Origin of the sequence: Mycobacterium sp. IEC1808, from assembly GCF_002101935.1 — a bacterium.
In the GTDB taxonomy this organism is placed as follows: domain Bacteria; phylum Actinomycetota; class Actinomycetes; order Mycobacteriales; family Mycobacteriaceae; genus Mycobacterium.
The window spans coordinates 84,195-106,180 of sequence record NZ_LQPV01000009.1; the positions used below are offsets into that span (position 1 = coordinate 84,195).

The 21,986-nt window shown below is 68.3% G+C and carries 24 protein-coding genes; 18 read left to right on the plus strand and 6 right to left on the minus strand.

The features are described from left to right. Position 1: 1 nt before the first annotated feature. A complete protein-coding gene (locus AWB92_RS06225) occupies positions 2–427 on the plus strand; it encodes a DUF1810 domain-containing protein (RefSeq protein ID WP_173817364.1) in 426 nt (141 codons plus the stop codon). Here AWB92_RS06225 and AWB92_RS06230 read toward each other — a convergent pair. Genes AWB92_RS06230 through AWB92_RS06240 form a run of 3 tightly spaced genes read right to left on the minus strand, consistent with a single transcriptional unit; the run spans position 413 to position 2,837 of the window. Beyond that, positions 413–1,699 carry an alpha-amylase family protein gene (locus AWB92_RS06230; protein ID WP_085184529.1) on the minus strand — a complete coding sequence of 429 codons (1,287 nt, stop codon included), beginning with the start codon at positions 1,697–1,699 and terminating at the stop codon, positions 413–415. The genes AWB92_RS06225 and AWB92_RS06230 overlap by 15 nt on opposite strands. Before the next feature lie 3 nt (positions 1,700–1,702). Further along, positions 1,703–2,239 carry an alkyl hydroperoxide reductase gene (locus AWB92_RS06235; RefSeq protein ID WP_068107691.1) on the minus strand — a complete coding sequence of 179 codons (537 nt, stop codon included), beginning with the start codon at positions 2,237–2,239 and terminating at the stop codon, positions 1,703–1,705. A 10-nt stretch (positions 2,240–2,249) separates the two neighbouring features. Next, the gene (locus tag AWB92_RS06240; protein ID WP_085184530.1) at positions 2,250–2,837 is read right to left on the minus strand and encodes a peroxiredoxin; all 588 of its coding nucleotides are present in this window, start codon (positions 2,835–2,837) and stop codon (positions 2,250–2,252) included. Between the two features lie 102 nt (positions 2,838–2,939). On the opposite strand from AWB92_RS06240, the gene AWB92_RS06245 reads away from it, so the two are divergent. From AWB92_RS06245 to AWB92_RS06260, 4 genes are read left to right on the plus strand one after another with little or no spacing between them, the layout of a single operon-like run. Further along, positions 2,940–3,884, plus strand: coding sequence for a hydrogen peroxide-inducible genes activator (locus AWB92_RS06245; protein WP_085184531.1), 945 nt, complete (start codon positions 2,940–2,942; stop codon positions 3,882–3,884). A 26-nt stretch (positions 3,885–3,910) separates the two neighbouring features. Then, on the plus strand, positions 3,911–4,612 hold the full coding sequence (locus AWB92_RS06250) for a hypothetical protein (RefSeq protein ID WP_085184532.1): 702 nt from the start codon (positions 3,911–3,913) through the stop codon (positions 4,610–4,612). A gap of 8 nt (positions 4,613–4,620) precedes the next feature. Continuing rightward, the gene (locus AWB92_RS06255; protein ID WP_085184533.1) at positions 4,621–5,064 is read left to right on the plus strand and encodes a TIGR03618 family F420-dependent PPOX class oxidoreductase; all 444 of its coding nucleotides are present in this window, start codon (positions 4,621–4,623) and stop codon (positions 5,062–5,064) included. Positions 5,065–5,087: 23 nt separating this feature from the next. Then, positions 5,088–5,837, plus strand: a complete 750-nt coding sequence (locus tag AWB92_RS06260) for an enoyl-CoA hydratase-related protein (protein ID WP_085184534.1) — start codon at positions 5,088–5,090, stop codon at positions 5,835–5,837. Positions 5,838–5,841: 4 nt separating this feature from the next. Here the strand turns inward: AWB92_RS06260 and AWB92_RS06265 are convergent, their stop codons facing one another. Then, positions 5,842–6,021 carry a (2Fe-2S)-binding protein gene (locus AWB92_RS06265; protein WP_085184535.1) on the minus strand — a complete coding sequence of 60 codons (180 nt, stop codon included), beginning with the start codon at positions 6,019–6,021 and terminating at the stop codon, positions 5,842–5,844. 239 nt (positions 6,022–6,260) lie between these two features. Between AWB92_RS06265 and bfr the strand changes: the two genes are divergently transcribed. The 9 genes from bfr to AWB92_RS06310 all read left to right on the plus strand — a co-directional run bounded on the left by bfr (position 6,261) and on the right by AWB92_RS06310 (position 14,520). Beyond that, entirely contained in the window at positions 6,261–6,740 is a 480-nt protein-coding gene (bfr, locus tag AWB92_RS06270; protein ID WP_067154673.1) for a bacterioferritin, read from the plus strand. Positions 6,741–6,817: 77 nt separating this feature from the next. Beyond that, positions 6,818–8,914 carry an MDR family MFS transporter gene (locus tag AWB92_RS06275; RefSeq protein WP_085184536.1) on the plus strand — a complete coding sequence of 699 codons (2,097 nt, stop codon included), beginning with the start codon at positions 6,818–6,820 and terminating at the stop codon, positions 8,912–8,914. Further along, a complete protein-coding gene (locus AWB92_RS06280; protein ID WP_067154583.1) occupies positions 8,911–9,405 on the plus strand; it encodes a carboxymuconolactone decarboxylase family protein in 495 nt (164 codons plus the stop codon). Before AWB92_RS06275 ends, AWB92_RS06280 begins: the two co-directional genes overlap by 4 nt. A 101-nt stretch (positions 9,406–9,506) precedes the next feature. Next, positions 9,507–10,388: a TIGR03854 family LLM class F420-dependent oxidoreductase gene (locus AWB92_RS06285; RefSeq protein ID WP_085184537.1), complete on the plus strand. Its 882-nt coding sequence runs from the start codon at positions 9,507–9,509 to the stop codon at positions 10,386–10,388. A gap of 22 nt (positions 10,389–10,410) precedes the next feature. After that, complete coding sequence (locus AWB92_RS06290) at positions 10,411–11,763, plus strand: glutamine synthetase family protein (protein WP_085184538.1); 1,353 nt, start codon at positions 10,411–10,413, stop codon at positions 11,761–11,763. Beyond that, positions 11,760–12,860 (plus strand): amidohydrolase family protein, encoded by a 1,101-nt coding sequence (locus tag AWB92_RS06295; RefSeq protein ID WP_085184539.1) that lies wholly within the window; start codon positions 11,760–11,762, stop codon positions 12,858–12,860. Before AWB92_RS06290 ends, AWB92_RS06295 begins: the two co-directional genes overlap by 4 nt. Before the next feature lie 30 nt (positions 12,861–12,890). Continuing rightward, on the plus strand, positions 12,891–13,724 hold the full coding sequence (locus tag AWB92_RS06300; protein WP_085184540.1) for a lysophospholipid acyltransferase family protein: 834 nt from the start codon (positions 12,891–12,893) through the stop codon (positions 13,722–13,724). Further along, complete coding sequence (locus tag AWB92_RS06305) at positions 13,724–14,158, plus strand: SRPBCC family protein (RefSeq protein WP_085184541.1); 435 nt, start codon at positions 13,724–13,726, stop codon at positions 14,156–14,158. The genes AWB92_RS06300 and AWB92_RS06305 overlap by 1 nt, the downstream gene beginning before the upstream one ends. Before the next feature lie 170 nt (positions 14,159–14,328). Next, on the plus strand, positions 14,329–14,520 hold the full coding sequence (locus tag AWB92_RS06310) for a hypothetical protein (protein ID WP_068177097.1): 192 nt from the start codon (positions 14,329–14,331) through the stop codon (positions 14,518–14,520). A 31-nt stretch (positions 14,521–14,551) separates the two neighbouring features. On the opposite strand, the gene AWB92_RS06315 is transcribed toward AWB92_RS06310, so the two are convergent. Beyond that, positions 14,552–15,892: a phenylacetate--CoA ligase family protein gene (locus AWB92_RS06315; protein ID WP_085184566.1), complete on the minus strand. Its 1,341-nt coding sequence runs from the start codon at positions 15,890–15,892 to the stop codon at positions 14,552–14,554. A 117-nt stretch (positions 15,893–16,009) separates the two neighbouring features. Here AWB92_RS06315 and AWB92_RS31000 point away from each other — a divergent pair, with 117 nt between their 5' ends. Together AWB92_RS31000 and AWB92_RS31005 are read left to right on the plus strand one after the other, a co-directional pair. Continuing rightward, positions 16,010–17,398 (plus strand): PPE family protein, encoded by a 1,389-nt coding sequence (locus AWB92_RS31000; protein WP_142281959.1) that lies wholly within the window; start codon positions 16,010–16,012, stop codon positions 17,396–17,398. Then, the gene (locus tag AWB92_RS31005) at positions 17,395–18,771 is read left to right on the plus strand and encodes a PPE family protein (RefSeq protein ID WP_085184542.1); all 1,377 of its coding nucleotides are present in this window, start codon (positions 17,395–17,397) and stop codon (positions 18,769–18,771) included. The genes AWB92_RS31000 and AWB92_RS31005 overlap by 4 nt, the downstream gene beginning before the upstream one ends. Here AWB92_RS31005 and AWB92_RS06330 read toward each other — a convergent pair. Continuing rightward, positions 18,768–19,529 (minus strand): ubiquinone/menaquinone biosynthesis methyltransferase, encoded by a 762-nt coding sequence (locus tag AWB92_RS06330; RefSeq protein WP_158090357.1) that lies wholly within the window; start codon positions 19,527–19,529, stop codon positions 18,768–18,770. The genes AWB92_RS31005 and AWB92_RS06330 overlap by 4 nt on opposite strands. A 141-nt stretch (positions 19,530–19,670) precedes the next feature. On the opposite strand from AWB92_RS06330, the gene AWB92_RS06335 reads away from it, so the two are divergent. Then, a complete protein-coding gene (locus AWB92_RS06335; protein ID WP_068177107.1) occupies positions 19,671–19,874 on the plus strand; it encodes a hypothetical protein in 204 nt (67 codons plus the stop codon). Positions 19,875–20,117: 243 nt separating this feature from the next. After that, complete coding sequence (locus tag AWB92_RS31010) at positions 20,118–21,596, plus strand: PE family protein (RefSeq protein ID WP_085184544.1); 1,479 nt, start codon at positions 20,118–20,120, stop codon at positions 21,594–21,596. The last annotated feature ends 390 nt before the right edge of the window (positions 21,597–21,986 follow it).

A 21,986-nucleotide genomic window follows, 5' to 3' on the forward strand; every position in this document is an offset into this window, starting at 1 on the left:
CATGGATCCCTTCGACCTGAAGCGCTTCGTGGACGCGCAGGCCCCGGTGTACCGCGACGTCGTCGACGAGCTGCGCGGCGGCCGCAAGCGCAGCCACTGGATGTGGTTCGTCTTCCCGCAGCTGCGCGGCCTGGGCAGCAGCCCGACGGCGTTGCACTACGGCATCTCCTCGCTCGTGGAGGCCCGCGCGTACCTGGAGCACGAGGTGCTCGGGCCGCGATTGCGCGAGTGCACCCGGCTGGTCAACGCGGTGCAGGGACGTTCCGCGGCGCAGATCTTCGGCTCGCCCGACGACCTCAAGCTGCGCTCGTCGATGACGCTGTTCGCACAGGCAACCGACGACAACGGGGAGTTCGTCGCGCTGCTCGACAAGTACTACGGCGGCGAGCAGGACCAGCTGACGCTGGCGCGCCTAGGCCGGGCTTAGGATCCGCCAGCCGTGCGGCTCGACAACCACCGCGTCGAGCACCTCCGGTGGTGGCGCCGAGGATCCCGCGACGACCTGTGCGCGCGCCCCGCCCGCCTCCGACAGCGCGACGCGCATCGGCTCGTCGCCGATGTTGAGCGCGACCAGAAGCGCGTCCTCACCATTGCGCGTCTCGTAGACGTAGTGCCGGTTCTCTAGCCGCAACGCGGTCGTCGATGCCGCGTGCAGCCACGGGTGGCGACGGCGCAACCCGACCAGGAACTGATGCAACGCCCACATCTGGGTACCGAACGGGTCCAATTTTAGTGGGGGAGTGCCGAACTCGGGGCGCACCGCGTCGTCGCCGCCGTACCGCTCCTCCTTGACGCCGCGGAATCCGAGCTCGTCGCCGGCGTACACGCTGGGCACCCCGCCGACGGTCAGCAGGATCACCAGCGCGTGGGCAACGTGCTCGGGTCGGTCGAGCCGGCTGGCGATTCGGGTGACGTCGTGATTGCCGATGAACGTCAGCGGGGCGAAGGTTTCCAGGAACGCGCCGTGCCGCTGCAGCGCCCAGTCCAGCTCGAAGAAGTTGCCGTCGTTGAGGCTGCTCCAGATCGCCTTCCACAGCTCGTACTGGGTTGCGGAGTCGAACGTCGCCGCCTCGACCACCGCGGCGTAATCGCCGTGGATGAGCTCGCCGACGAACCACGCGTCCGGATACCGCTCGCGCACCCGCGGCAGCGTCGACGCCCAGAATTGTTGCGGCACAATGTAGGCCGCGTCGAGGCGCCAGCCGTCCGCGCCGCGCCCGAGCCAGTGCGCCATCACGTCGACGGTGTAGTCGATGACCTCGGGGCTGTCGTGGTTGAGCGTGATGAGCTCGGAGTGACCCTCGAACGTCCCTCCGCTGAACCAGCCGGGCGCCGCTTCCCGATAGCGCGGGAAGTCCACGCCGACGTGGTTGAACACGCCGTCGAGCAGGACGCGCAGCCCACGGCGGTGGGCCTCCGCGACGAGGTGGTCAAAGTCGCCGTCGTCGCCCAGTCTGGGATCGATCCGGTAGTGATCGGTGGTGTCGTAACCGTGTGTGCGCGAGGCGAAGATCGGCCCGAGCGCGATCCCCGACGCCCCCAACACGATGGCATGGTCGAACCAGTCGACGAGCCGCCGCAGCCGATGTTGGTCCGGCTGCGGCGGCTCCGACTCCGATGCCTGAGGAAACGCGCCGACGAACCCCAGTGGGTAGACCTGCCACCAGATGGCGTGCTCTACCCAGGCTGGTCTCGTCACTGGTCAGCCGACGGCGGCCAGGGTCTGGGAGGCGACGATCGCTTGGGCCACCCCGGCGACGATCGCCGCGGCCTTCAGCGCCTCGAGGATGGCCTCGCGGTCCACGCCCGCCTCGCGCAGCGTGTGCTCGTGGGCGACCACGCAGTGCGAACACCCGTTGATCGACGACACCGCGAACGACCAGAGCTCGAAATTCGCCTTGTCCACACCCGGATTGGCGATGATGTTCATCCGCAACCCGGGCCGAAGGTCGTCGTACTGGCCGTCCAGGAAGCCGCGGCCCCGGTAGAACACGTTGTTCATGCCCATGATCGACGCGGCGCCCAACGCGGCCTGGTAGGCCTCGGCCGACAGGTAGTCGCCCGCCTCGGCGCCAATCTCGGCCAGCACCTGGGTGTTTCGGGTGGCCGCGGCGCTGGCCAGCAGCGTGCCCCAGAGCTGTTCCTCGGTCAGCACGGTGCTACGCGTGATCGAACCCAGGTTGAGCTTGAGGTCCTTGGCGTACTCGGGCAGCGCGGCCTTGAGGTTCTCGACGCTCATCTCGCCCCCCTTATGCCGATGCCTTGAGCAGTTCGCCCGCGTCGATGGTCGGGTCGCCCTTGCGCCAGTTGCAGGCGCACAGCTCGTCGGACTGCAACGCGTCCAGGACTCGCAGCACCTCGTCGACATTACGCCCCACGGATCCGGCGGTCGCCGAGACGAATTGGATTTCGTTATTCGGATCGACGATGAAGGTGACCCGGTCGGCGACGCCGTCGGCGTTCAGCACGCCGGTGGCCAGCGAAAGCTCCCGCTTGATGTCCGAGAGCATCGGGAAGGGCAGCTTCTTGAGGTCTTCGTGCTGCGCGCGCCACTGGAAGTGCACGAACTCACTGTCGATCGAGACACCGAGCACCTGCGCGTCGCGGTCGGAAAATTCGTCGTTGAGCTTGCCGAACGCGGCGATCTCCGTCGGGCACACAAAGGTGAAGTCCTTGGGCCAGAAGAAGATAATGCGCCACTTGCCGTCGTGGTCCTCGTTGGTGATGGTGGTGAAGTAGTCGCCGGGCTGCTTTGCGTCGACCTTCGACAGGTCACCGCCGATCAACGCCGTGAGCTGGTAGGCGGGGAACTGGTCGCCGATTGTCAGCAGGGACATATCGCTCCTTTAACTGGAATTATTCAAGATTAGCCGTCTGTCACCATCTTGCCGCCCCGCGGATTTGAAGTAAAGGTGATATATCACACTATACTTATGGTTATGTCCGATAAGACCTATCAGCCGACCGTCGCCGGCCTTCGCGCGTTCGTCGCGGTGGCCGAGAAGCAGCATTTCAGCAGCGCCGCAACGAGTCTCGGCGTAAGCCAGTCGACGCTGTCGCAGGCGCTGGCGGTGCTGGAAGCGGGTCTGGGCACCCAACTGATCGAAAGATCCACCCGGCGTGTCTTCTTGACGACGGAGGGCACCCAACTCCTGCCCCGGGCGCAGGCCGTGGTCGAGGCCGTCGACGCGTTCAGCGCCGCCGCCGCAGGCGCCGCCGACCCGCTGCAGGCCGGCCTGCGGCTGGGGCTGATTCCCACCGTGGCGCCCTACGTGCTGCCGACGGTGCTGGCCGGGCTGGCCGAGCAACTGCCGTCGCTGACGCTGCGGGTGATCGAGGACCAAACCGAGCGCCTGCTCAGGCTGCTGCGCGAGGGGGCGCTGGACGCGGCGCTGATCGCATTGCCGGCCTCCGACGTGCCGGCCGTCGGGATCACCGCCGTCCCGATGTACGACGAGGACTTCGTGCTCGCGCTGCCGCCCGGTCACCCGCTGTCGGGCAAGCGGAGGGTGCCCGCCACCGCGCTGGCCGAGCTGCCGCTGCTGTTGCTGGATGAAGGGCACTGCCTGCGCGACCAGGCGCTGGACGTCTGCCAGAAGGCGGGCGTGCGGGCGGAGCTGGCCAACACCCGCGCCGCGTCGCTGGCCACCGCGGTGCAGTGCGTGACCGGCGGGTTGGGGGTAACGCTCATCCCGCAGACCGCGGTGCCGGTCGAGGCCGCCAGGAGCCGGCTCGGGCTCGCGCAGTTCGCCGCGCCGCGCCCCGGGCGGCGGATCGGGCTGGTGTTTCGGTCCTCGAGCGGCCGCGACGAGTCCTACCGGCAACTGGCCGCGATGATCGGGAAATTGATCGGCCAGGAACACCAGGTAAGCCCGGTCAAATAATCGCGCGCCGGCGGTAAGTTCGGCGCATGGAAAAAGTGATCGCGGTGCTGATGCGCCCGGAGCCGGACGACGACTGGTGTGCCCGGCAACGGGGCCACGTCGCCGACGCGCTGTTGGAACTGGGGCTGTTCGGGCTGCAGGTGAACGTCCGTGACAGCGCGGTGCGTCACTCACTGATGACGCTGACGACCATGGACCCGCCGGCGGCCGCGGTGGTGAGCATGTGGACCCAGCAATGCTATGGCGACCAGATGCAGGCGGCGTTCAAGTTCCTCGCCCAGGAATGCGACCAGGTCGCCGCCTACCTGGTGACGGAATCGGTTCCGCTCGCCGCGCCGCCAACCGAACCGGGTTGCCGGACAACGGGTCTGGCCAACATCGCGTTGCTGCGCCGCCCCGCGCAGCTGGATCAGGCGACCTGGCTGGCCCGGTGGCAGGGCGACCACACCTCGGTGGCCATCGAGACGCAGTCGACGTTCGGCTACACCCAGAACTGGGTGGTGCGTGCCCTCACCCCGGACGCGCCGGGAATCGCGGGCATCGTCGAGGAGTTGTTCCCCGAGGAAGCCATCACCGATCTGAAGGCGTTCTTCGGTGCCGCCGACGACGACGACCTGCAATACCGGCTCGGGCGGATGGTCGCCAGCACAACTGCATTCGGCGCTAACGAGAACATCGACACGGTGCCGACCAGCCGCTACGTGTTCAGAACACCATTCCGGGATTGAGGATCGCCATGACAACACTCGACGAGGCAGTGGCCCTGGCCAAGGGCGAAAGCGGTCTGGCCGTGGTCTCGACGGTTCGCGCCGACGGCACCGTGCAGGCTTCGCTGGTCAACGTCGGGCTGTTGCCGCACCCGGCCACCGGTGAGCCGTCGTTGGCTTTCACCACCTACGGCAAGGTCAAGCTCGCCAACCTGCGGGCCCGCCCGCCCCTGGCCGTCACGTTCAAGAACGGCTGGCAGTGGGCCACCGTCGAGGGGAGCGCGGAGCTGGCCGGCCCGGACGACGCGCCGCCCTGGCTCAAAGACGCGGACCAGTTGCGGCTGTTGCTGCGCGAGGTCTTCACCGCCGCCGGCGGCACCCACGACGACTGGGACGAGTACGACCGAGTCATGGCCAAGGAGCGTCGCGCGGTGGTGCTGATCGCGCCGACCCGCGTCTACAGCAACGGCTGAACCGCACCCGTTAGGCTGCAGCCGTGACGCTGCAGATCGACGACAAGAACCGGGTGCGCACCCTCACGCTGAACCGGCCCGAGGCGCTCAACGCATTCAACGAAGCCCTCTATGACGCGACGGCGGACGCGTTGCTGGCCGCCGCCGAGGATCCCGAGGTCGCCGTCGTGCTGCTGACCGGGGCGGGCCGCGGGTTCAGCGCGGGCACGGACCTCGCCGAGATGCAGGCCCGCATCACCGACCCCGGCTTCACGCCCGGAAAACACGGCTTCCCTGGGTTGATCGACGCGCTCGCCGCGTTTCCGAAGCCGCTGATCTGTGCCGTCAACGGCGTCGGCGTGGGGATCGGCGCAACCATCCTCGGGTACGCCGACCTGGCGTTCATGTCGTCGACGGCGCGGCTCAAGTGCCCCTTCACCAGCCTGGGTGTGGCCCCCGAGGCGGCCTCCTCCTATCTGCTGCCGCAGCTGGTGGGCCGGCAGAACGCCGCCTGGCTGCTGATGTCCTCTGAGTGGGTAGACGCCGCAGAGGCGCTGCGGATGGGGCTGGTCTGGCGGGTCTGCGAGCCGGAGGAGCTGCTACCCGAAGCCCGTCGGCACGCGGAAGTTCTTGCGGCCCGGCCTATTTCGAGCCTGATGGCCGTCAAGCACACGATGATGGAGCCGATCCGTCCCGAGATCGCCGCGGCGAGCGCGCGCGAGAACGATCACTTCGCCGAGCTGATGGGCGCCCAGGCCAACGCCGCGGCGCTGGCGGACTTCAACAAGCGCTAACCGGCTACTGAGCGGGTTCGAATTGGCGCGACGCGGCGATGATCGCTCGCAGCGTGCGCCGGCACCGTCCGCAGTCGCCCCCGGCGCCGCACGCCTTGGCGACCTCTTTGGACGTCGAGGCGCCGCGCGCGACGACTTCGGAGACGGTCTGGTTGGTGGCTCCCACACACAGGCACACGTACATCAGCGCACCCCTCGGGCGCGGGCGTAAGCCGAGCGAACAGGCCGCATGTTAGTGAAGTCTACCCTAAGTAGGTTAGCGACGCCTAACCCCGTCTCCGTGACTCATGCGACACACTGAGCACAGCCATACCTTCCTGGAAGATTCCAATTGGGCATGGCAAAGTGCTGCTAGCGCCCGGTGTTTCAGCCCAGCCCGCCGCCGCGGCACGACGTGACAGCCCTCCGACGCTAGGAGTGACCATGCAAGGTGATCCGGACGTTCTGCGCCTGCTCAACGAGCAGCTGACCAGCGAACTCACCGCGATCAACCAGTACTTCCTGCACTCCAAGATGCAGGACAACTGGGGCTTCACCGAGCTGGCCGAGAAGACCCGCGAAGAGTCGTTCGACGAGATGCGGCACGCGGAGGAGATCACCGATCGCATCTTGCTGCTCGACGGACTGCCGAACTACCAGCGCCTCTTCTCGCTGCGCGTCGGCCAGACGCTGCGCGAGCAGTTCGAGGCCGACCTGGCCATCGAATACGAAGTGATGGAGCGGCTCAAGCCTGGAATCATCATGTGCCGGGAAAAGCAGGACAGCACCAGCGCCATCCTGTTGGAGAAGATCGTGGCCGACGAGGAAAAGCACATCGACTACCTGGAAACGCAGCTGGAGTTGATGGAAAAGCTCGGCGAGGAGTTGTACTCGGCGCAGTGCGTGTCGCGGCCACCGAGCTGAGCCCGTCGAGGCAGCGCTTGGTTGCCATCGGTTAACCCTGGGCACTCATAGGCATCGAACGCCCAGGGAAGGCAGGCATGACGAGCACGACACCGGCGGCGGTTCCGGCCCGCCAGGCTGACCAGTCCACGCCCGGGGAAGTCGCGGTCAATCCGCAGCGGCGGAATTTCATCTTCGTCGCGGTCCTGCTCGGCATGCTCATGGCGGCACTGGACCAGACCATCGTCGCGACCGCGCTGCCGACCATCGTCGCCAACCTCGGCGGGGCGGGCCATCAATCGTGGGTCGTCACCAGCTACCTGCTGGCCTCGACCATCATGACCGCCCTCGTCGGCAAGTTCGGAGACCTGTTCGGCCGCAAGCGGGTGTTCCAGGCGGCCGTGGTGTTCTTCGTCGCCGGGTCGGTGCTCTGCGGGCTCTCGACCTCGATGGGCATGCTGGTCGCGGCGCGCGCGCTGCAGGGCATCGGTGGCGGCGGGCTCATGGTGACCGCCATGGCCTTGATCGGCGAGGTGATTCCGCTGCGGGATCGCGGCCGCTACCAGGGCGCGATGGGAGCGGTGTTCGGCGTGACCACGGTGATCGGCCCGTTGCTCGGCGGCTACTTCACCGACCACCTCACCTGGCGGTGGGCCTTCTGGATCAACGTGCCGATCTCGATCGTGGTCTTCTTCGTGGCGGCCGCCGCCATCCCGGCGCTGTCCGAACGCAGCAAACCGGTCATCGACTACGTCGGGATCGTCTTCGTCGGCCTGGGCGCCTCGGGGCTGACGCTGGCCACCAGCTGGGGCGGCACCACATATCCATGGGGCTCGGCGACGATCATCGGACTGTTCGCCGGCTCCGCCGTGGCCCTGGCGATCTTCGTCTGGGTGGAAAGCCGCGTCGCCGCGCCCATCCTGCCGACGCGGCTGTTCGCCAGCCCCGTGTTCACGGTGTGCTGCGTGCTGTCCTTCGTGGTCGGGTTCGCGATGCTGGGCGCCCTGACGTTCCTGCCCACCTACATGCAGTTCGTCGACGGTGTCTCCGCCACCACGTCGGGCCTTCGCACGCTGCCGATGGTGGTGGGAATGCTGACCACCTCGATGGGCAGCGGCATCCTGGTCGGGCGCACGGGCAAATACAAGGTCTTTCCCGTCGCCGGCACCGCGGTGATGGGGTTCGCGTTCTTCCTGATGTCCCGAATGGAACCGTCGACGTCGGCGTGGCTGCAGTCGCTGTTCCTGGTCATCCTCGGGGCGGGGATCGGGATGTGCATGCAGACGCTGGTCCTCATCGTGCAGAACACCTCGAGCTTCGACGACCTCGGGGTCGCCACCTCCGGCGTGACATTCTTCCGGACGATCGGAAGTTCCTTCGGCGCAGCGATATTCGGTTCGCTGTTCACCAACTTCCTGCACGGCCGGATCGGTCCGGCCCTGGCCGCCGCGCGCGCCCCGGCCGCCGCGGCCGCTTCGCCGGAGGCCCTGCACCGGCTGCCCCACGACATGGCCGCGCCGATCGTGCGGGCCTACGCCGACTCGCTCACCCAGGTGTTCCTGTGGGCGGTCCCGGTCGCGCTGGTGGGCTTCGTCGTGGCGCTGTTTCTGCGCCAGGTGCCGTTGCGCGGCATCGGCAACAAGCGGGGCGACATCGGCGAGGCGTTCGCCATGCCGACCAGCCAGACGCCCGACGACATGCTGGAGGCCGCGATCGGCCGCCTGCTGCGGGGCGTTCCGGGCATGCGACTGCGCAGCATCGCGATGCGACCCGATTGCCGGCTCGACGTCGCCGGGTTGTGGGGCGTCCTGCGCATCAACCGCTACGGGCAGATGTACGGGGTCGCCCGGCTCACCGACATGGCCGACTACCTGCGGATCCCGTTCGAGGTGCTGGAGCCCACCTTCTCCCGCCTGGTCGCCACCGGTTACGCGCGCGGCGAGGGCGACGAATTGTGGCTGACCCCGGCCGGGGCGCAGCAGGTCGAATACGTGCACTCGCTGCTGGTGGCCTGGCTGGTCGACAAGCTGGAACGCTCGCCCGGCTTCGAGGGCCGGCCCGACCGGCGACAGGTGCAGGCCGCGCTCGGACGCGTCGCGCATCGAGTTCTGGCCCAACGCGATTGGGACAACGAGACTCCGACGGTGGCCATGAACGCGCTAGGCCAGGGGGCTGGGCGTACCATCACGCCATGAGCCGAATCGGAACGTTCGCCGACGACGACATCTATGGCTGGGCCGCGAAGTCTCCGGACCTCGGCGGCGCGATCGCCAACTTCAGCCAGGCGGTCTACACGAAGAACCGGCTGCCCATGCGCACCCGCGAGCTGGCCCGGACCGTCATCGCCCACGACAACGAATGCACCGTGTGCATGAACACCCGCGACGCGGACGGCCCCGCCGCCGGCGTGGACGAGGAGCTCTACGAGCATGCGCTGGAGTGGCGCACCTGGCCGGGGTACAGCGAGCAGGAGCGCCTGGCCGCGGAGTTCGCGCACCGATTCGGCACCGAGCACACCAAGTTGCGCGACGACGAGGACTTCTGGGCCCGCGCCAACGAGCACTTCACCGAGGAGCTGCTCGCCGACCTCGCCATGTCCTGCGCCCTGTGGGTCGGCATGGGCCGGATGCTCCGCACCCTCGACATCGGCCAGGCCTGCAAGCTGACCCTGCCCAGCCGCGCCTAGCCGCGGCGACACTGCAACGTCTGCGACGACACGCCGGGGAACGTCGCAGCCAGTTAAGTTTGGCGGGCACAAACCGGCACGCAACCGGCGTTGCGATACCTGTGAAGATTCGCTTCGGCGTTGGGCTGGGACTGGACACCGCCCCGGACCGGCTCGCAGGCATCGTCGATCATTTGGAGAGCAGCGGGGTCGACTCGCTGTGGTTCTCCGAGCTGGTCTACTCCCCGGCGGTCGATCCGATGGTCGGCATGGCCTACGCGCTGGCCCGCACGACCCGGTTGAAGGTGGGCACGTCGGTGGCCGTGCTGCCGGGGCGGCACCCCGTGTTGGTGGCCAAGCAGCTCGCGTCGCTGGCGGCGGTCGCCCCCAAACGCGTCCTGCCCGTCTTCGGACTGCGTTCGGCGATTCCGGCCGAACGGGAGGTGTTCGTGGTCCCCGACGGCGAACGCGCGGCCGTGTTCGACGAGGCGCTGCGGGTGCTGCGCGCGGCGCTGGTCGACGACGCCGCCACTTATAACGGCCGGTATTTCACCGTGAGCGGGGCCGCGGTCGCCCCGCGGCCGGTGCCGCCGCTGGACATCTGGCTGGGCGGCTCCGCGCCGGCGGCGTTTCGGCGCATCGGCGCGCTGGCCGACGGGTGGCTGGGCAGCTTCCTCACCCCGGCCGAGGCGCGCGCGGGACGCGAGGCGATCGAACGGGCCGCCGCGGAAGCCGGTCGGCGCATCGAGCCCGACCACTACGGCATCTCGCTGGCCGTCGCGGACGGCGAGTTGTCCCCGGAGCTGGTGGCGGCGGCCCGGCGGCGGCGCCCCGAACTCGATCCCCGCGAGCTGATCGCCGCCGACTGGGACCAACTGCACCGCCAACTCGACGCCTACCTCGACGCCGGGCTGACCAAATTCGTCATCCGGCCGGCGGGCAAGGCGCCGCTCGACGACTTCCTCGATCGCTTCGCCACCGAGTTGATCCCGCGCCAGAACTGACCGAGTTGCCACAATGGCTGCCATGACAGCCACCCCGCTCGCCGCCGCCGCGATCGCTCAGCTGGAGGGCGAAGGCGTCGACACGGTCATCGGCAGCGTCGTGAACCCCGCCGGTCTCACGCACGCCAAAACGGTCCCGATCCGGCGCACCAACACCTTTGCCGATCCCGGCCTGGGCGCCAGCCCCTCCTGGCACGGCTTCACGATCGACCAGAGCGGCATCGCGTTCACCGACAAGGTCGGGGTGGTCGGCGATCAGCGGCTGCGCATCGACCTGTCGGCCATGCGGATCGTCGGCGACGGGCTGGCCTGGGCGCCCGCCTCGTTCTTCGAGCAGGACGGCACACCCGTGCCGGCGTGCGCCCGGGGCACGCTGGGCCGGATCGAGGCCGCGATCGAAGAAGCCGGCCTGCAGGCGATCGTGGGGCACGAGATCGAGTTCCTCCTGGTCCAGCCCGACGGCGGCCGGCTGCCCGCCGCGCTGTGGGCGCAATACGGCCTGGCCGGCGTGCTCGAACACGAAGCGTTCATTCGCGACGTCAACGCGGCGGCGACGACGGCCGGTGTCGGCATCGAGCAGTTCCATCCCGAGTACGGCGCCAATCAGTTCGAGATCTCCTTGTCACCGCTGGCGCCGGTGGCCGCCGCCGATCAGCTGGCGGTGACCCGGCTCATCATCGGCCGGGCCGCGCGCCGTCAGGGGCTGCGCGTCAGCATGTCACCGGCGCCGTTCGCCGGCAGCGTCGGATCCGGTGCGCACCAACACTTTTCATTGGCCGGCCCGGACGGGCCGCTGTTTTCCGACGGGCCCGGACGAGCAGGCATGACGGCGGCGGGGGAGAGCGCCGTCGCCGGGGTGATCGCTGGCCTGCCCGAAGCCCAGGGCATTCTCTGCGGATCCATCGTGTCCGGGCTGCGGATGCGGCCCGGGAACTGGGCCGGCGCCTACGCGTGCTGGGGGACCGAGAACCGGGAGGCGGCGGTGCGGTTCATCAAGGGTGGGTCCGCGAATCCGCGCGGCGCCAACGTCGAGGTCAAGATCGTCGATCCGTCGGCCAACCCCTACCTGGCGACGGCGGCGATCCTCGGCCTGGCGCTCGACGGGATCAAGCGCCAGGCGCCGCTGCCGCCGGAGATCACCGTGGACCCGGCCAAGCTGTCCGAGTCGGAACGCGCCGACGCCGGCATCCTGCTCCTACCGGAAGCACAGCCGGAAGCCATTGCCGCGCTTGATGGTTCGGCCTTGCTGCGGGGCATCCTGGGCGACGCCGCGGTCGACATGGTGGTCGCGGTCCGCAGCCTCGAGCATGAGCGCTACGGCGACCTCGACGCCGAGCAGCTGACAGACAAGTTCCGGATGGCCTGGAGCCTGTGAACGCCCTGGCGGAGCACATCGATCAGGTGGCGCTGATCGACCAGCACGTCCACGGGTCCTGGTTGGCGGCGGGGGATCGGGGACGGTTCGAGAACGCCCTCAACGAGGCCAACACCGAACCGCTCGTCGACTCCGGCTTCGACTCCCAGCTCGGCTTCGCCGTGCGTGCCCACTGCGCCCCCATCCTCGGGCTGCCCAAACACGTTGACCCGCAGGCCTACTGGGAACGACGTCGGCAGCACACGGAAGCCGAGCTGGCGAGGCGGTTCCTGCCGGCCGCCAACGTGAGCGACTGGCTCGTCGACACCGGAATCGGCGGCGGGGCCACGGCCGGCACCGCCGAGATGGCCGAGTGGTCGGGCAACCGCGCGCACGAGGTCGTCCGGCTCGAGCAGGTGGCCGAGCAGGCCGCTCAGGCGCCGGGCGACTACGCCTCGGCCTTCGAGGAGATCCTGCACCGGCGGGCGGCCACCGCCGTCGGCACTAAGTCCATCCTGGCCTACCGCGGCGGGTTCCGCGGCGACCTGAGCGAACCGTCCGCGGCCCAGGTCGCCGAGGCCGCGGGCCGCTGGCGCGACAGCGGCGGCACCCGGCTGACCGATCGGGTGCTGCTGCGGTTCGGGCTGCACCAGGCGTTGCGGCTCGGCAAGCCCCTGCAGTTCCACGTCGGCTTCGGCGACCGGGACTGCGACCTGCACCAGGCCAACCCGCTATTGCTGCTCGATTTACTGCGGCAATCCGCTCCCACGCCGATCGTGCTGTTGCACTGCTATCCCTTCGAGCGCGAGGCCGGCTACCTGGCGCAGGCCTTCAACAACGTCTACGTCGATGGCGGGCTGAGCGTGAACTACCTGGGTGCGCGGTCACCGTCGTTCCTCGCCCGGCTACTGGAAATGGCGCCGTTCCGACGCATCCTGTACTCGTCGGACGGCTACGGCCCCCCGGAACTGCACTTCCTCGGTGCGGCTTTGTGGCGCAAGGGCATTCATCGCGTGCTGAGCAGATTCGTCGCCGACGGAGACTGGAGCCGCGACGACGCGATTCGGGTGGTCGACCTCGTCGCCCGCGACAACGCCGCCCGCATCTACCGCGTTTGACGCCCGGCGACACCGGGGTACACCGCCGTAATGGCGACCATGGGGGACGTCTTGGGGTGGGCCCGCAACCAGGTGGTGTCGCGGGTTCCCAAAGCCGACCTCGACCAGCGCGACCCCGACTACATCCGCGACCAGCTTCCGGGCACCTGGCTGCTGGCGTCGCTGTACTTTCGGGCCGACGTGCGGGGCCTGGACCGCATCCCGGCGGAGGGGCCGGTGCTGCTGGTCGGCAATCACAGCGGCGGCAACGTGCCCCCTGACACTTTCGTGTTCACGCTCGCGTTCTGCTCGTACTTCGGCGTCGAGCGGCCCTTCTATCAGTTGGCGCACAACCTCGTCGTCTCCGCGCCGCCGCTGGGCTGGTTACGCAAGTTCGGCACCGTCGCCGCCAATCCCGAAAACGCCCGCCTGGCATTGGATTCCGGCGCGGCGCTGCTGGTCTATCCCGGCGGGGACTACGAGGTGTTCCGCCCGTCATGGGAGCGCCACAAGGTCGATTTCGGCGGCCGCAAGGGCTACGTGCGGCTGGCCCGGGAGGCCGGCGTGCCGATAGTGCCCGTCGCCAGCGTCGGCGGCCAGGAGAGCGCGCTGTTCCTCAACCGCGGGCAGTGGCTGGCCAAGCTGCTGATGGCGGACAAGTTGCTGCGGCTCAAGAGCATCCCGATATCGCTGGCCCTGCCCTGGGGCCTAAACATCAGCGACCTCGCGGGCCACATTCCGCTGCCGACGAAGATCGTCATCGAGGTGCAACACCCGATCGACGTCGACGGAGACGACGAAGCCGTCCACGACAAGGTGATGGCCAGCCTGCAGGGCGGCGTCGATCGCCTGGCCGCCGAGCGTCGATTCCCGGTGATCGGCTGATGCGCGTCGAACGCCGCTGTGTAATCAACACCGACCGTGACGCGGTCTGGAAGATCGTCAGCGATCCGGACTGCTATCCGTCGTTCATGACCAGCCTGGAGCGCTGGGAGTCGTCGAACGACATCGAACGCGGCGTCGGTGCGCGCTATACCGTGCACTGGAAGATCGGCTCGGTGCCGGTCGGCGGCCTGATCGAGATCGTCGAGTTCGACGACCGCCGCGACGTCGCGTGGGTGGGGATCACCGGAGTCAACCTGCGTGGGCGCATCCGGCTGCGCGACGCCGCCGACGGCAAGACCAAGGTGACGTTCCGGCTGTCCTACCAGGCGCCCGGCGGCCTGCTCGGCTACATCGCCGACCGAATCGCCGTGCGTCAGGTCGGCCGCAACCTGTCCGAAACCCTGAAGTGCCTCAAGCGCCTGGCCGAGACCTAGCCGGGCGGAAACTGATGACGGGGGTTTTCACAATTGCCATTGTGAGTAAGCTGCAGCGCCAACTACGCTTTCATTGACGAGTCGGGCCGCGTCGCAAGCAAGATCAGGAACCAATGGGGAGGTTTGGGGGCGATGTTGTCCCGCACCACACCACTTGTAGTAGCCGTTTCATGTCTGTCGCGTCCCTGAGCCAGCGCCTGGGTGAGTTCGCCATCGAGTTGCGCCGGTTGGCCTATACGATGCCGAGCGGGCACGAGGATCCGCTGATCCACTTGAGCGAGCGGATGCTGTGCTATGCCAGGGAACAGGCCGCTGAACAGCCGCAGCTGCGCTCGAGTCGCGGTCAGTCGAACTTGGGGTAAGGGGCTTTTCGGCGCCGTCGTCGCAGCAGCGCTAGAGCGGTATGAACCGTCGCAGCTTTCCGCTGCCCTGATGGCGCTGCAGGGTGTCGGCGGCCCGGATCCGGATCTCCGGCTCGGGCAACCCGTACCGTCGCAGCGCGGCAACCAGTGCGGAACCCAGGGCCTCTCGGTCTGGGTTCCCGACGACCACGATGTCGGCCCCGGCGGCGGTCTGGGTGACCTGGTATTCGGATATCCGCGGATCGGTGCCCAGGACGTGACGGAACGCGGTCGCCGGGATCGTCGTTGCGCCGTAACGGAAGTCGTCGTCGTGGCGTCCGCCGATGTCGGCAACCCGAGCGAACGCGCTGCCGCAGGCGCACTCACCCGGCAGTGGCGTGACCTCGTCGCCGAGGTCGTAGCGGATGAAGGGGAACGTTCGGTTGGCGAGTCCGGTGGCGAGCGTGCGTGCGGCCGGCTGGTCGGGCCCCACCGGCCTGCCGTCGTCGTCGACCCGCTCCAGGACGACCTCGTCCTCGCAAACGTGCAGCCCCTGGCCGCGGGCGCAGCCCACCGCTTGCACCCCGATTTCCGTTGAGCCCCAGAGATTGTGGATCGGCGCGCCCCACGCCTCGCGGATCGCCCGCCGGTCCTCCTCGAGCAACGGCTCGGAGTTCGTGCTGATGCGCACCGGCTCGATGCGAAGCCCGCCGGTGATCGCGGCGCGGGCGAGCCGCCCGATCACGGACGGGTAGCCCACCAGGTGGGTGGGGCGCCCGGCGGCCACCGCGGCAAGCACCTCCTCGAACGGGCCGCCGGCGGCGATCACGACAGTCTCCATCCCCGGGACGGTCGGCACGTCGAACAGCGGCGTGCTGGCATGCGGCGGAACGCCGGCCTCCAGCACCGCCAGCCGCGTGCCGCGCGAAATGGTCTCGCCGCGTTGCTCTTCGCGGGTCTGGGTGCGCCACGCCAGGCAGGCCGCGGAGATGAAGAACTGCCAATCCCATACGTACACGCCGCGCACGCCGCTGGACCCGCCCGAGCTGAAGATCTGCTCGTTGCCCTGGGTGTACGAAAACCATTGCTGCTCAGCGAGAATGCGTTCGGCGCGGTCGCGGTCGAGGCCGGATGCCGTGACGATGCTGTCCCACTGTTCCTGGGCGTCCCGCTTGGTCATCATCGGAAGCGATGCCAGATCGGCGACCGAGGCACGCGCCGGGTCGATCCCGCGCAGCCGCCGCGCGTGAAACGGTGAGCGTTCGCGGGCGAAGGCGAGCAGGGATCGCAGCCGCAATTCCTGGTAGCGCTCGATGCGCTGACGGGACCAGTCCAGCCGCGCGATGTGGTCTTCCAGGGCGGCGCGCACCGCATTCAGATGCGCCGCCCGCATCCGTTCGTAGTCCGCCCGTGACAAGCCGCCCTCCGCATCGTCGTCTCGATTTCTATCGTTCCGGGCCGAATAGCGCCATGCTTACCCGCGGGGCCAGTTAGCGAGGAGGTACTACTCGTGAATTTCGGGGCGTTGCCGCCGGAGGTCAACTCCGGTCGGATGTATATGGGAGCGGGTTCAGGCCCGTTGATGGTGGCCGCGTCGGCCTGGGACGGTTTGGCGGCGGCGATGAGTTCGGCGGCCAGTTCGTATCAGGCGACGATCCTGGAGCTCAGCGGCGGGCACTGGTTGGGCGCGTCGTCGGTGTCGATGGCCGCGGCGGCCTTCCCCTACGTGCAGTGGATGAATACCACCGCCGCACAGGCCGAAGCGACCGCCAACCAGGCCCGCTCGGCGGCCGCGGCGTACGAGGCGGCGTACGCCGCCACCGTGCCACCGCCGGTGATCGCGGCCAACCGGGCGTTGCTGATGGCATTGGTGGCCACCAACATCTTCGGCCAAAACACCGCGGCGATCGCGGCGGCCGAAGCTGAGTACGGCGACATGTGGGCTCAAGACGCGGCCGCCATGTACGGCTACGCGGGCGCCGCAGCGACGGCAACCGCCTTGCCACCGTTCAGCACGCCGGCGCCGAACACCAACCCCGCCCGGGAGAGCGCCCAGTCCGTCGCTGCGGCGGCGTCGTCGGCGCAAGCAACGACGTCACAGACGCTGTCCGCCCTGTCGGCGGTGCCCAGCGCACTGGGAAGCCTCGCCGCGGGATCACCGTCGTTCGACCCGGTAACCTGGCTGATCGACCTGTTGAACAGCCCTCTGGGCAGCGCTCTCAACACCTTCAGCACGGCGGTGAGTATGCCCGTCAACAGTATCGGCAACAGCGGCTCGTTCTTGGCTGTCGACGCGATCTACTTTGTCGCCCCGCTGATCTCGGCGGCTTTTCCCGGGCTGGCACCGGTGGTGCCGACGGTTGGTGCGGTGCCGGCTGGCCTGGCGGCGTCGGATGTGTCCGGGGTGACCGCGGGGGCGACGTCTACCCTGGCGGGCTCGGTGCGCGGCGCCGACGTATCGGCGGGCCTGGGCCGGGCGGCCTCGGTCGGCGACCTCGCGGTGCCGCAGTCCTGGGGCAGCGCGGCGCCCGAAATCCGCCTTGCCGCAAGGGGATTGCCGATGGCTGACCCGGACGCCTTACCCCAGGCGGAGGCGGTCGGGCCGGCCGGCTGGTTCGGCGGCATGCCCCCGATCGGCAGCGTCGTCAACGCGCCCCGGGTCGGGGAAGGCCCTTCCACCTCCCGCGGCCGCCGCAAGGTGATCCCGGAGATCGCGACGGGCGGGAGCCTGTTGGCGAGCCAATCGGATTCGCCCACGACGCCGACGCGGCGAGATGCGGACGCCGAGTTGGGTGAACGCGAACGCCTCGAACTCAACGAGTTGCGCCAGGAGATGGCCGACCTCGCGATGGAGCGAGATGCGGTGGCCCGCTTGATCAAGGAGGCGATCCGGCCATGAGCATTTTTGATTTCGGGGCGCTGCCGCCGGAGATCAATTCCGGGCGGATGTATATGGGAGTGGGTTCGGGTCCCTTGGTGGCCGCCGCGTCGGCCTGGGACGGGCTCGCGGCCGAGCTGGGCTCGGCGGTGAGTGGGTACCAGGCGGCGGTGTTGGCGCTCACCGGTGGACAGTGGTTGGGCGCGGCCTCGGGGTCGATGGCCGCGGCGGCATTTCCATTTGTGCAGTGGATGAATACCACCGCCGCACAGGCCGAAGCGACCGCCAACCAGGCCCGCTCGGCGGCCGCGGCGTACGAGGCGGCGTTCGCCGCCACCGTGCCACCGCCGGTGATCGCGGCCAACCGGGCGTTGCTCATGACGTTGGTGGCCACCAACATCTTCGGCCAAAACACGCCCGCCATCGCGGCCACCGAAGCCCAGTACATCGAGATGTGGGCTCAAGATGCCGCCGCCATGTACGGATACGCCGGCGCCTCGGCGTCGGCGACGACCCTGGCGCCGTTCAGCACGCCGGCACAGAACACCGACCCGGGCGGGATCGCCGCCCAGGCCGCCGCGGTCGGTCAGGCGTCAGGCACGCCGGGCGCGTCGATCCAGTCGACGCTGTCGCAGCTGCTCAATGCGGTGCCCAACGCGCTGCAAGGGCTCGCCGCGGGTGGGCCATCGCAGTGGCTGCTGGATCTGTTGAACAGCGCTCCGGTCCAGGCTTTCGAAGCCGTGATGTTTGGTACCTCGGGTTATCAAAACCTCTTCAGCACGGGAGCCTTTCTTGCCTCGGGAGTCTCGTTCCTGGTGGCCCCGTTCGAAAACCCGTGGATCCAATCGGCATTGGTTTTGTCGGCACCCGCGGCGCCGGCGATTGCGGCCTCCGACGTCTCCGAGGTGCCCGCGGGCGCGGGGTCGACCCTGGCGGGCTCCGTGGGCGGCCCCGGCGCGTCGGCAGGCCGGGCGGCCTCGGTGGGCGGACTTTCGGTGCCGCAGTCCTGGGGCAGCGCGGCCCCCGAGATCCGGTTGGCCGCAAGCGCATTGCCGGTGGCGGGCGCCGCCTCGGTGCCGCAGGCCGGAGCGACGGGTGCGCTGGGCGGGATGCCCGCGATCGGTCCGATCGGCAGCATCGTCAACGCGCCACGTAACGGCGCCGGTGCCTCCAACGGCTGCGGGCAGGCCCAGGCGGGAGGGGAGAAGGGCGCAACCGAGCGCGCGCGGGCGCAGTGGCGGGGCTTCGACGTGTTGACGCCGGACGCGCCGTCGCCGTTGAGCGAGCGCGAGGAGCTCATCGCGCTGCGTAAGGGGGTCGCCGACCTGACCCGGGAGCGCGATGTGCTCAAACGCTCAGCAACACTGTTGATCAAGGAGGCCCTGCAGCGCTAGGCCGAATCCGTTGCCGCCGTTGCTGTTAGCTCGGTCAGCCGGGGTTCGCGCACACCGAAGTGGACGGTTGCGAACCCGCTGCTGAGTGAGACGTAGCGGGCGTCGGCGAAGCCCGATTCCAGCATTGCCTTGGCCAGCCCGTCCCGGGACAGCCAGGTGCGGATCGAATCTGAGGTGTAGTGATGGGCGTCGCGGTGCCAGGCCACGGCCCAGCCCAGCGCCGGCATCAGCACGAAGTAGAGCGCGTCGTGCAGGAGCGTCAGCACCTTCGAGTTCGGCTTGCTGAAGTCGAGGACCATCAACCGGCCGCCCGGGCGTAGGACGCGCCGGAATTCGCGCAGCGCCCGGCCGCGGTCCGCGACGTTGCGCAGCCCGAAGCTGATCGTCACCACGTCGAACGATGCGTCCGGGAACGGCAGGTCCATGGCGTCGCCCTCCTGAAAGTCGACGCTGCCGAGGTGTCGACCCCGCGCGACCGCGAGCATCGCCGCGCAGGAGTCGACCCCGACGACCTTGCCCTCCGGCCCGACGGCCGCCTCCTCCAGGAACGCCAGGTCACCGGTCCCGGTCGCGACGTCCAGCACCCGTTCCCCCGGCCGTAGGGCACATAGCTCCATGGCTTGTCGCTTCCACAAGCGATGAAGCCCGAGGGTCCACAGATCGGTCATCACGTTGTAGCGCGAAGCCAGCGCGGAAAACAGCTCCTTGACGTAGCTGCTCTTGGCCTCGTCGGACTCGTTCCACCGCCGGGTGATCATCGGATCTGCGCACCCCTTCCATCGAGGTCGGGTTCGTTCTCCCTCGGCGATCGGCGTTGCCGGCGCCATCATGCTTGTCTAACATGTGTTGAATAGGCTTGACTACTGGTAGGAGCCAGCCACGACCCGAAGGCATCCGCCATGCTGCACTTACTGCCCAAATTCCACGCGCAATCCGAATCTCCGGCGTCGGACGCCGGTCCCCATCACCACTGGCCCGGCGCGGCGGTAATCGCGGCGATCGGGCACATTCATGTTGAGCTGCCCGAGCCCAGGACCTACCCGCTGCATGAGCGCCGTTTTCTCGAGGACGAGCTGATGTCCCGCCTCATGGAGCATCTTTGACCGCAGCCATGCCGACGGCGGCCGCGGGCGCGACCGGCCTCCGATGACGAATCATTACGCGCGCTAACCATTTTCGGCGACGGGCCGCTTCAGCGGCTTCGCGTGTCCCAAACTCAGACCGCAACAGCCGTCTAGGTCCTGACGCCGGGGTGAATGTTTGGTTGAAACGCCCACTGCGCGGGTGCGACGGCGATACAGTGCCGTCCGCCGGGGGGATTGTTGATATCGAGCAGGAGCACAACGATGTCCTATCTGGTGGCGGCCCCGGACTTCCTCGCGTCGGCGGCAACGGATCTGTCCAACATCGGTTCGGCCCTCACCGCCGCCAACGCGGCGGCCGCCGCCCCCACTAGCGGGGTGCTGGCCGCGGCCGAGGATGAGGTGTCGGCGGCCATAGCGGCGCTGTTCTCCGCCCACGGCCAGGGCTTTCAGACAGTGAGCGCCCAGGCCGCGGCGTTCCACGCCCAGTTTGCGCAGGCCCTCAACGGGGCCGGGATCACCTACGCCGTGGCCGAGGCGACGAATGCCGCGCCGTTGCAGGCGCTGCAGCAAGGCCTGGTCGCTGCCGCCCCAACCTTCGACCTGGGTCTGGGTAACCGGGGCACCAACAATGTGGGCAACGGAAACACCGGCAACTCCAACCTCGGCACCGGGAACACCGGCGACAGGAACATCGGCGGCGGGAACGGCAACGCTCTGCACCCCAGCGTTGGCAACGTCGGCAGCGGAAACACCGGCAACCTCAACTTCGGCAGCGGAAACACCGGCAGCCTCAACGTCGGCTTCGGGAACACCAACTCCGACTTCACCACCCCACCGGGTAGCCCGTTGAGCAACATAGGGTTTGGGAACACCGGCAACGCCAACTGGGGAATCGGAAACAACGGCAACTCCAACGTCGGCGCCGGGAACAACGGCTTCGGCAACACGGGCGCCGGCAACACCGGCAACGCCAACATCGGCCTCGGGCTCACCGGCGACAACGAGATCGGCGTGGGCGATACCTACTACAACTACGTGACCGGCCAGTTCCACCTCGGCGGGCTGAACTCGGGCAGCGGCAACATCGGCATCGGGAACTCCGGTACCGGCAATATTGGTTTCTTCAACTCCGGTAACGGCAATATCGGCATCCTCAACGCAGCCGTCAATGCGCCGGGCGCCCACGGCAACTTCGGCATCGGGAACTCCGGCGTGGGGAACGTCGGGTTTGGGAACTCCGGCACGGCCAACTTCGGCTTCGCCAACTCGGGCGCGCTGAACACCGGGTTCTTCAACTCAGGCCAGTTGGACACCGGCTTCGGGAACGCGGGCGGCACCCTGGACACGGGCGGCAACACGGGTTTCTGGAACTCGGGCAGCACGAACACCGGATGGGGGAATTCGGGCAACGTCAACACGGGCATCTGGAATTCGGGCAACGTCAACACTGGCCTCGGGCTGACCGGTGACAGCGGCCAGACCACGTCGGGCTTCGGCAACACCGGCTTCGACGTTTCGGGCTTTGGCAACACGGCTAGCGGCGGCACCACAGCCGACGGCTTCATGTCGGGATTTGGAAACAGGGCCTACGGCAGCACCGTGAACGCCTTCGTCTCGGGCTTCTTCAACACCGGCGTCCCGAGCGCCCTGAACCCCGGCATATCCGGCCAGGTGTCGGGTCTGCTCAACACCGGCAACCTTATCGCGGGCTTCTTTGGCCTGAGCAACTTCTTCAAGTGACCGTCGCGGTTGATCGGGATAGCCGAATCACGCTGCGCCAGAACGCAATCAATGGCAGCCATCAGCCACCGGTCCGAGAGCCCGCCACCAGCGGGCTCGTCCGACCAAGGCTGTCGCGTCGAAAATCCAACTGGTGTCGGCCGTGGCCGGGCGCTCGAAGTGATTTGGCGGCGCGAAGCTGACGGGGCTTTGCATTTCCAGCAGTCCTTCCGTAGCCAGGATGTAGCGATGTGGTCTGACCCGGTAGACCGGGGGCCGCGAGCACAGTTGTGGACCCAGATATTTCCGAATCGGCAAACGCTTTCCCTCCTGCCATGCGCACTGCAACAGCAGAGGTTACAGCCGACGCTCTGGGGATTTGGATCCGAAGTTTTCGGAAGGCCGCCTCAG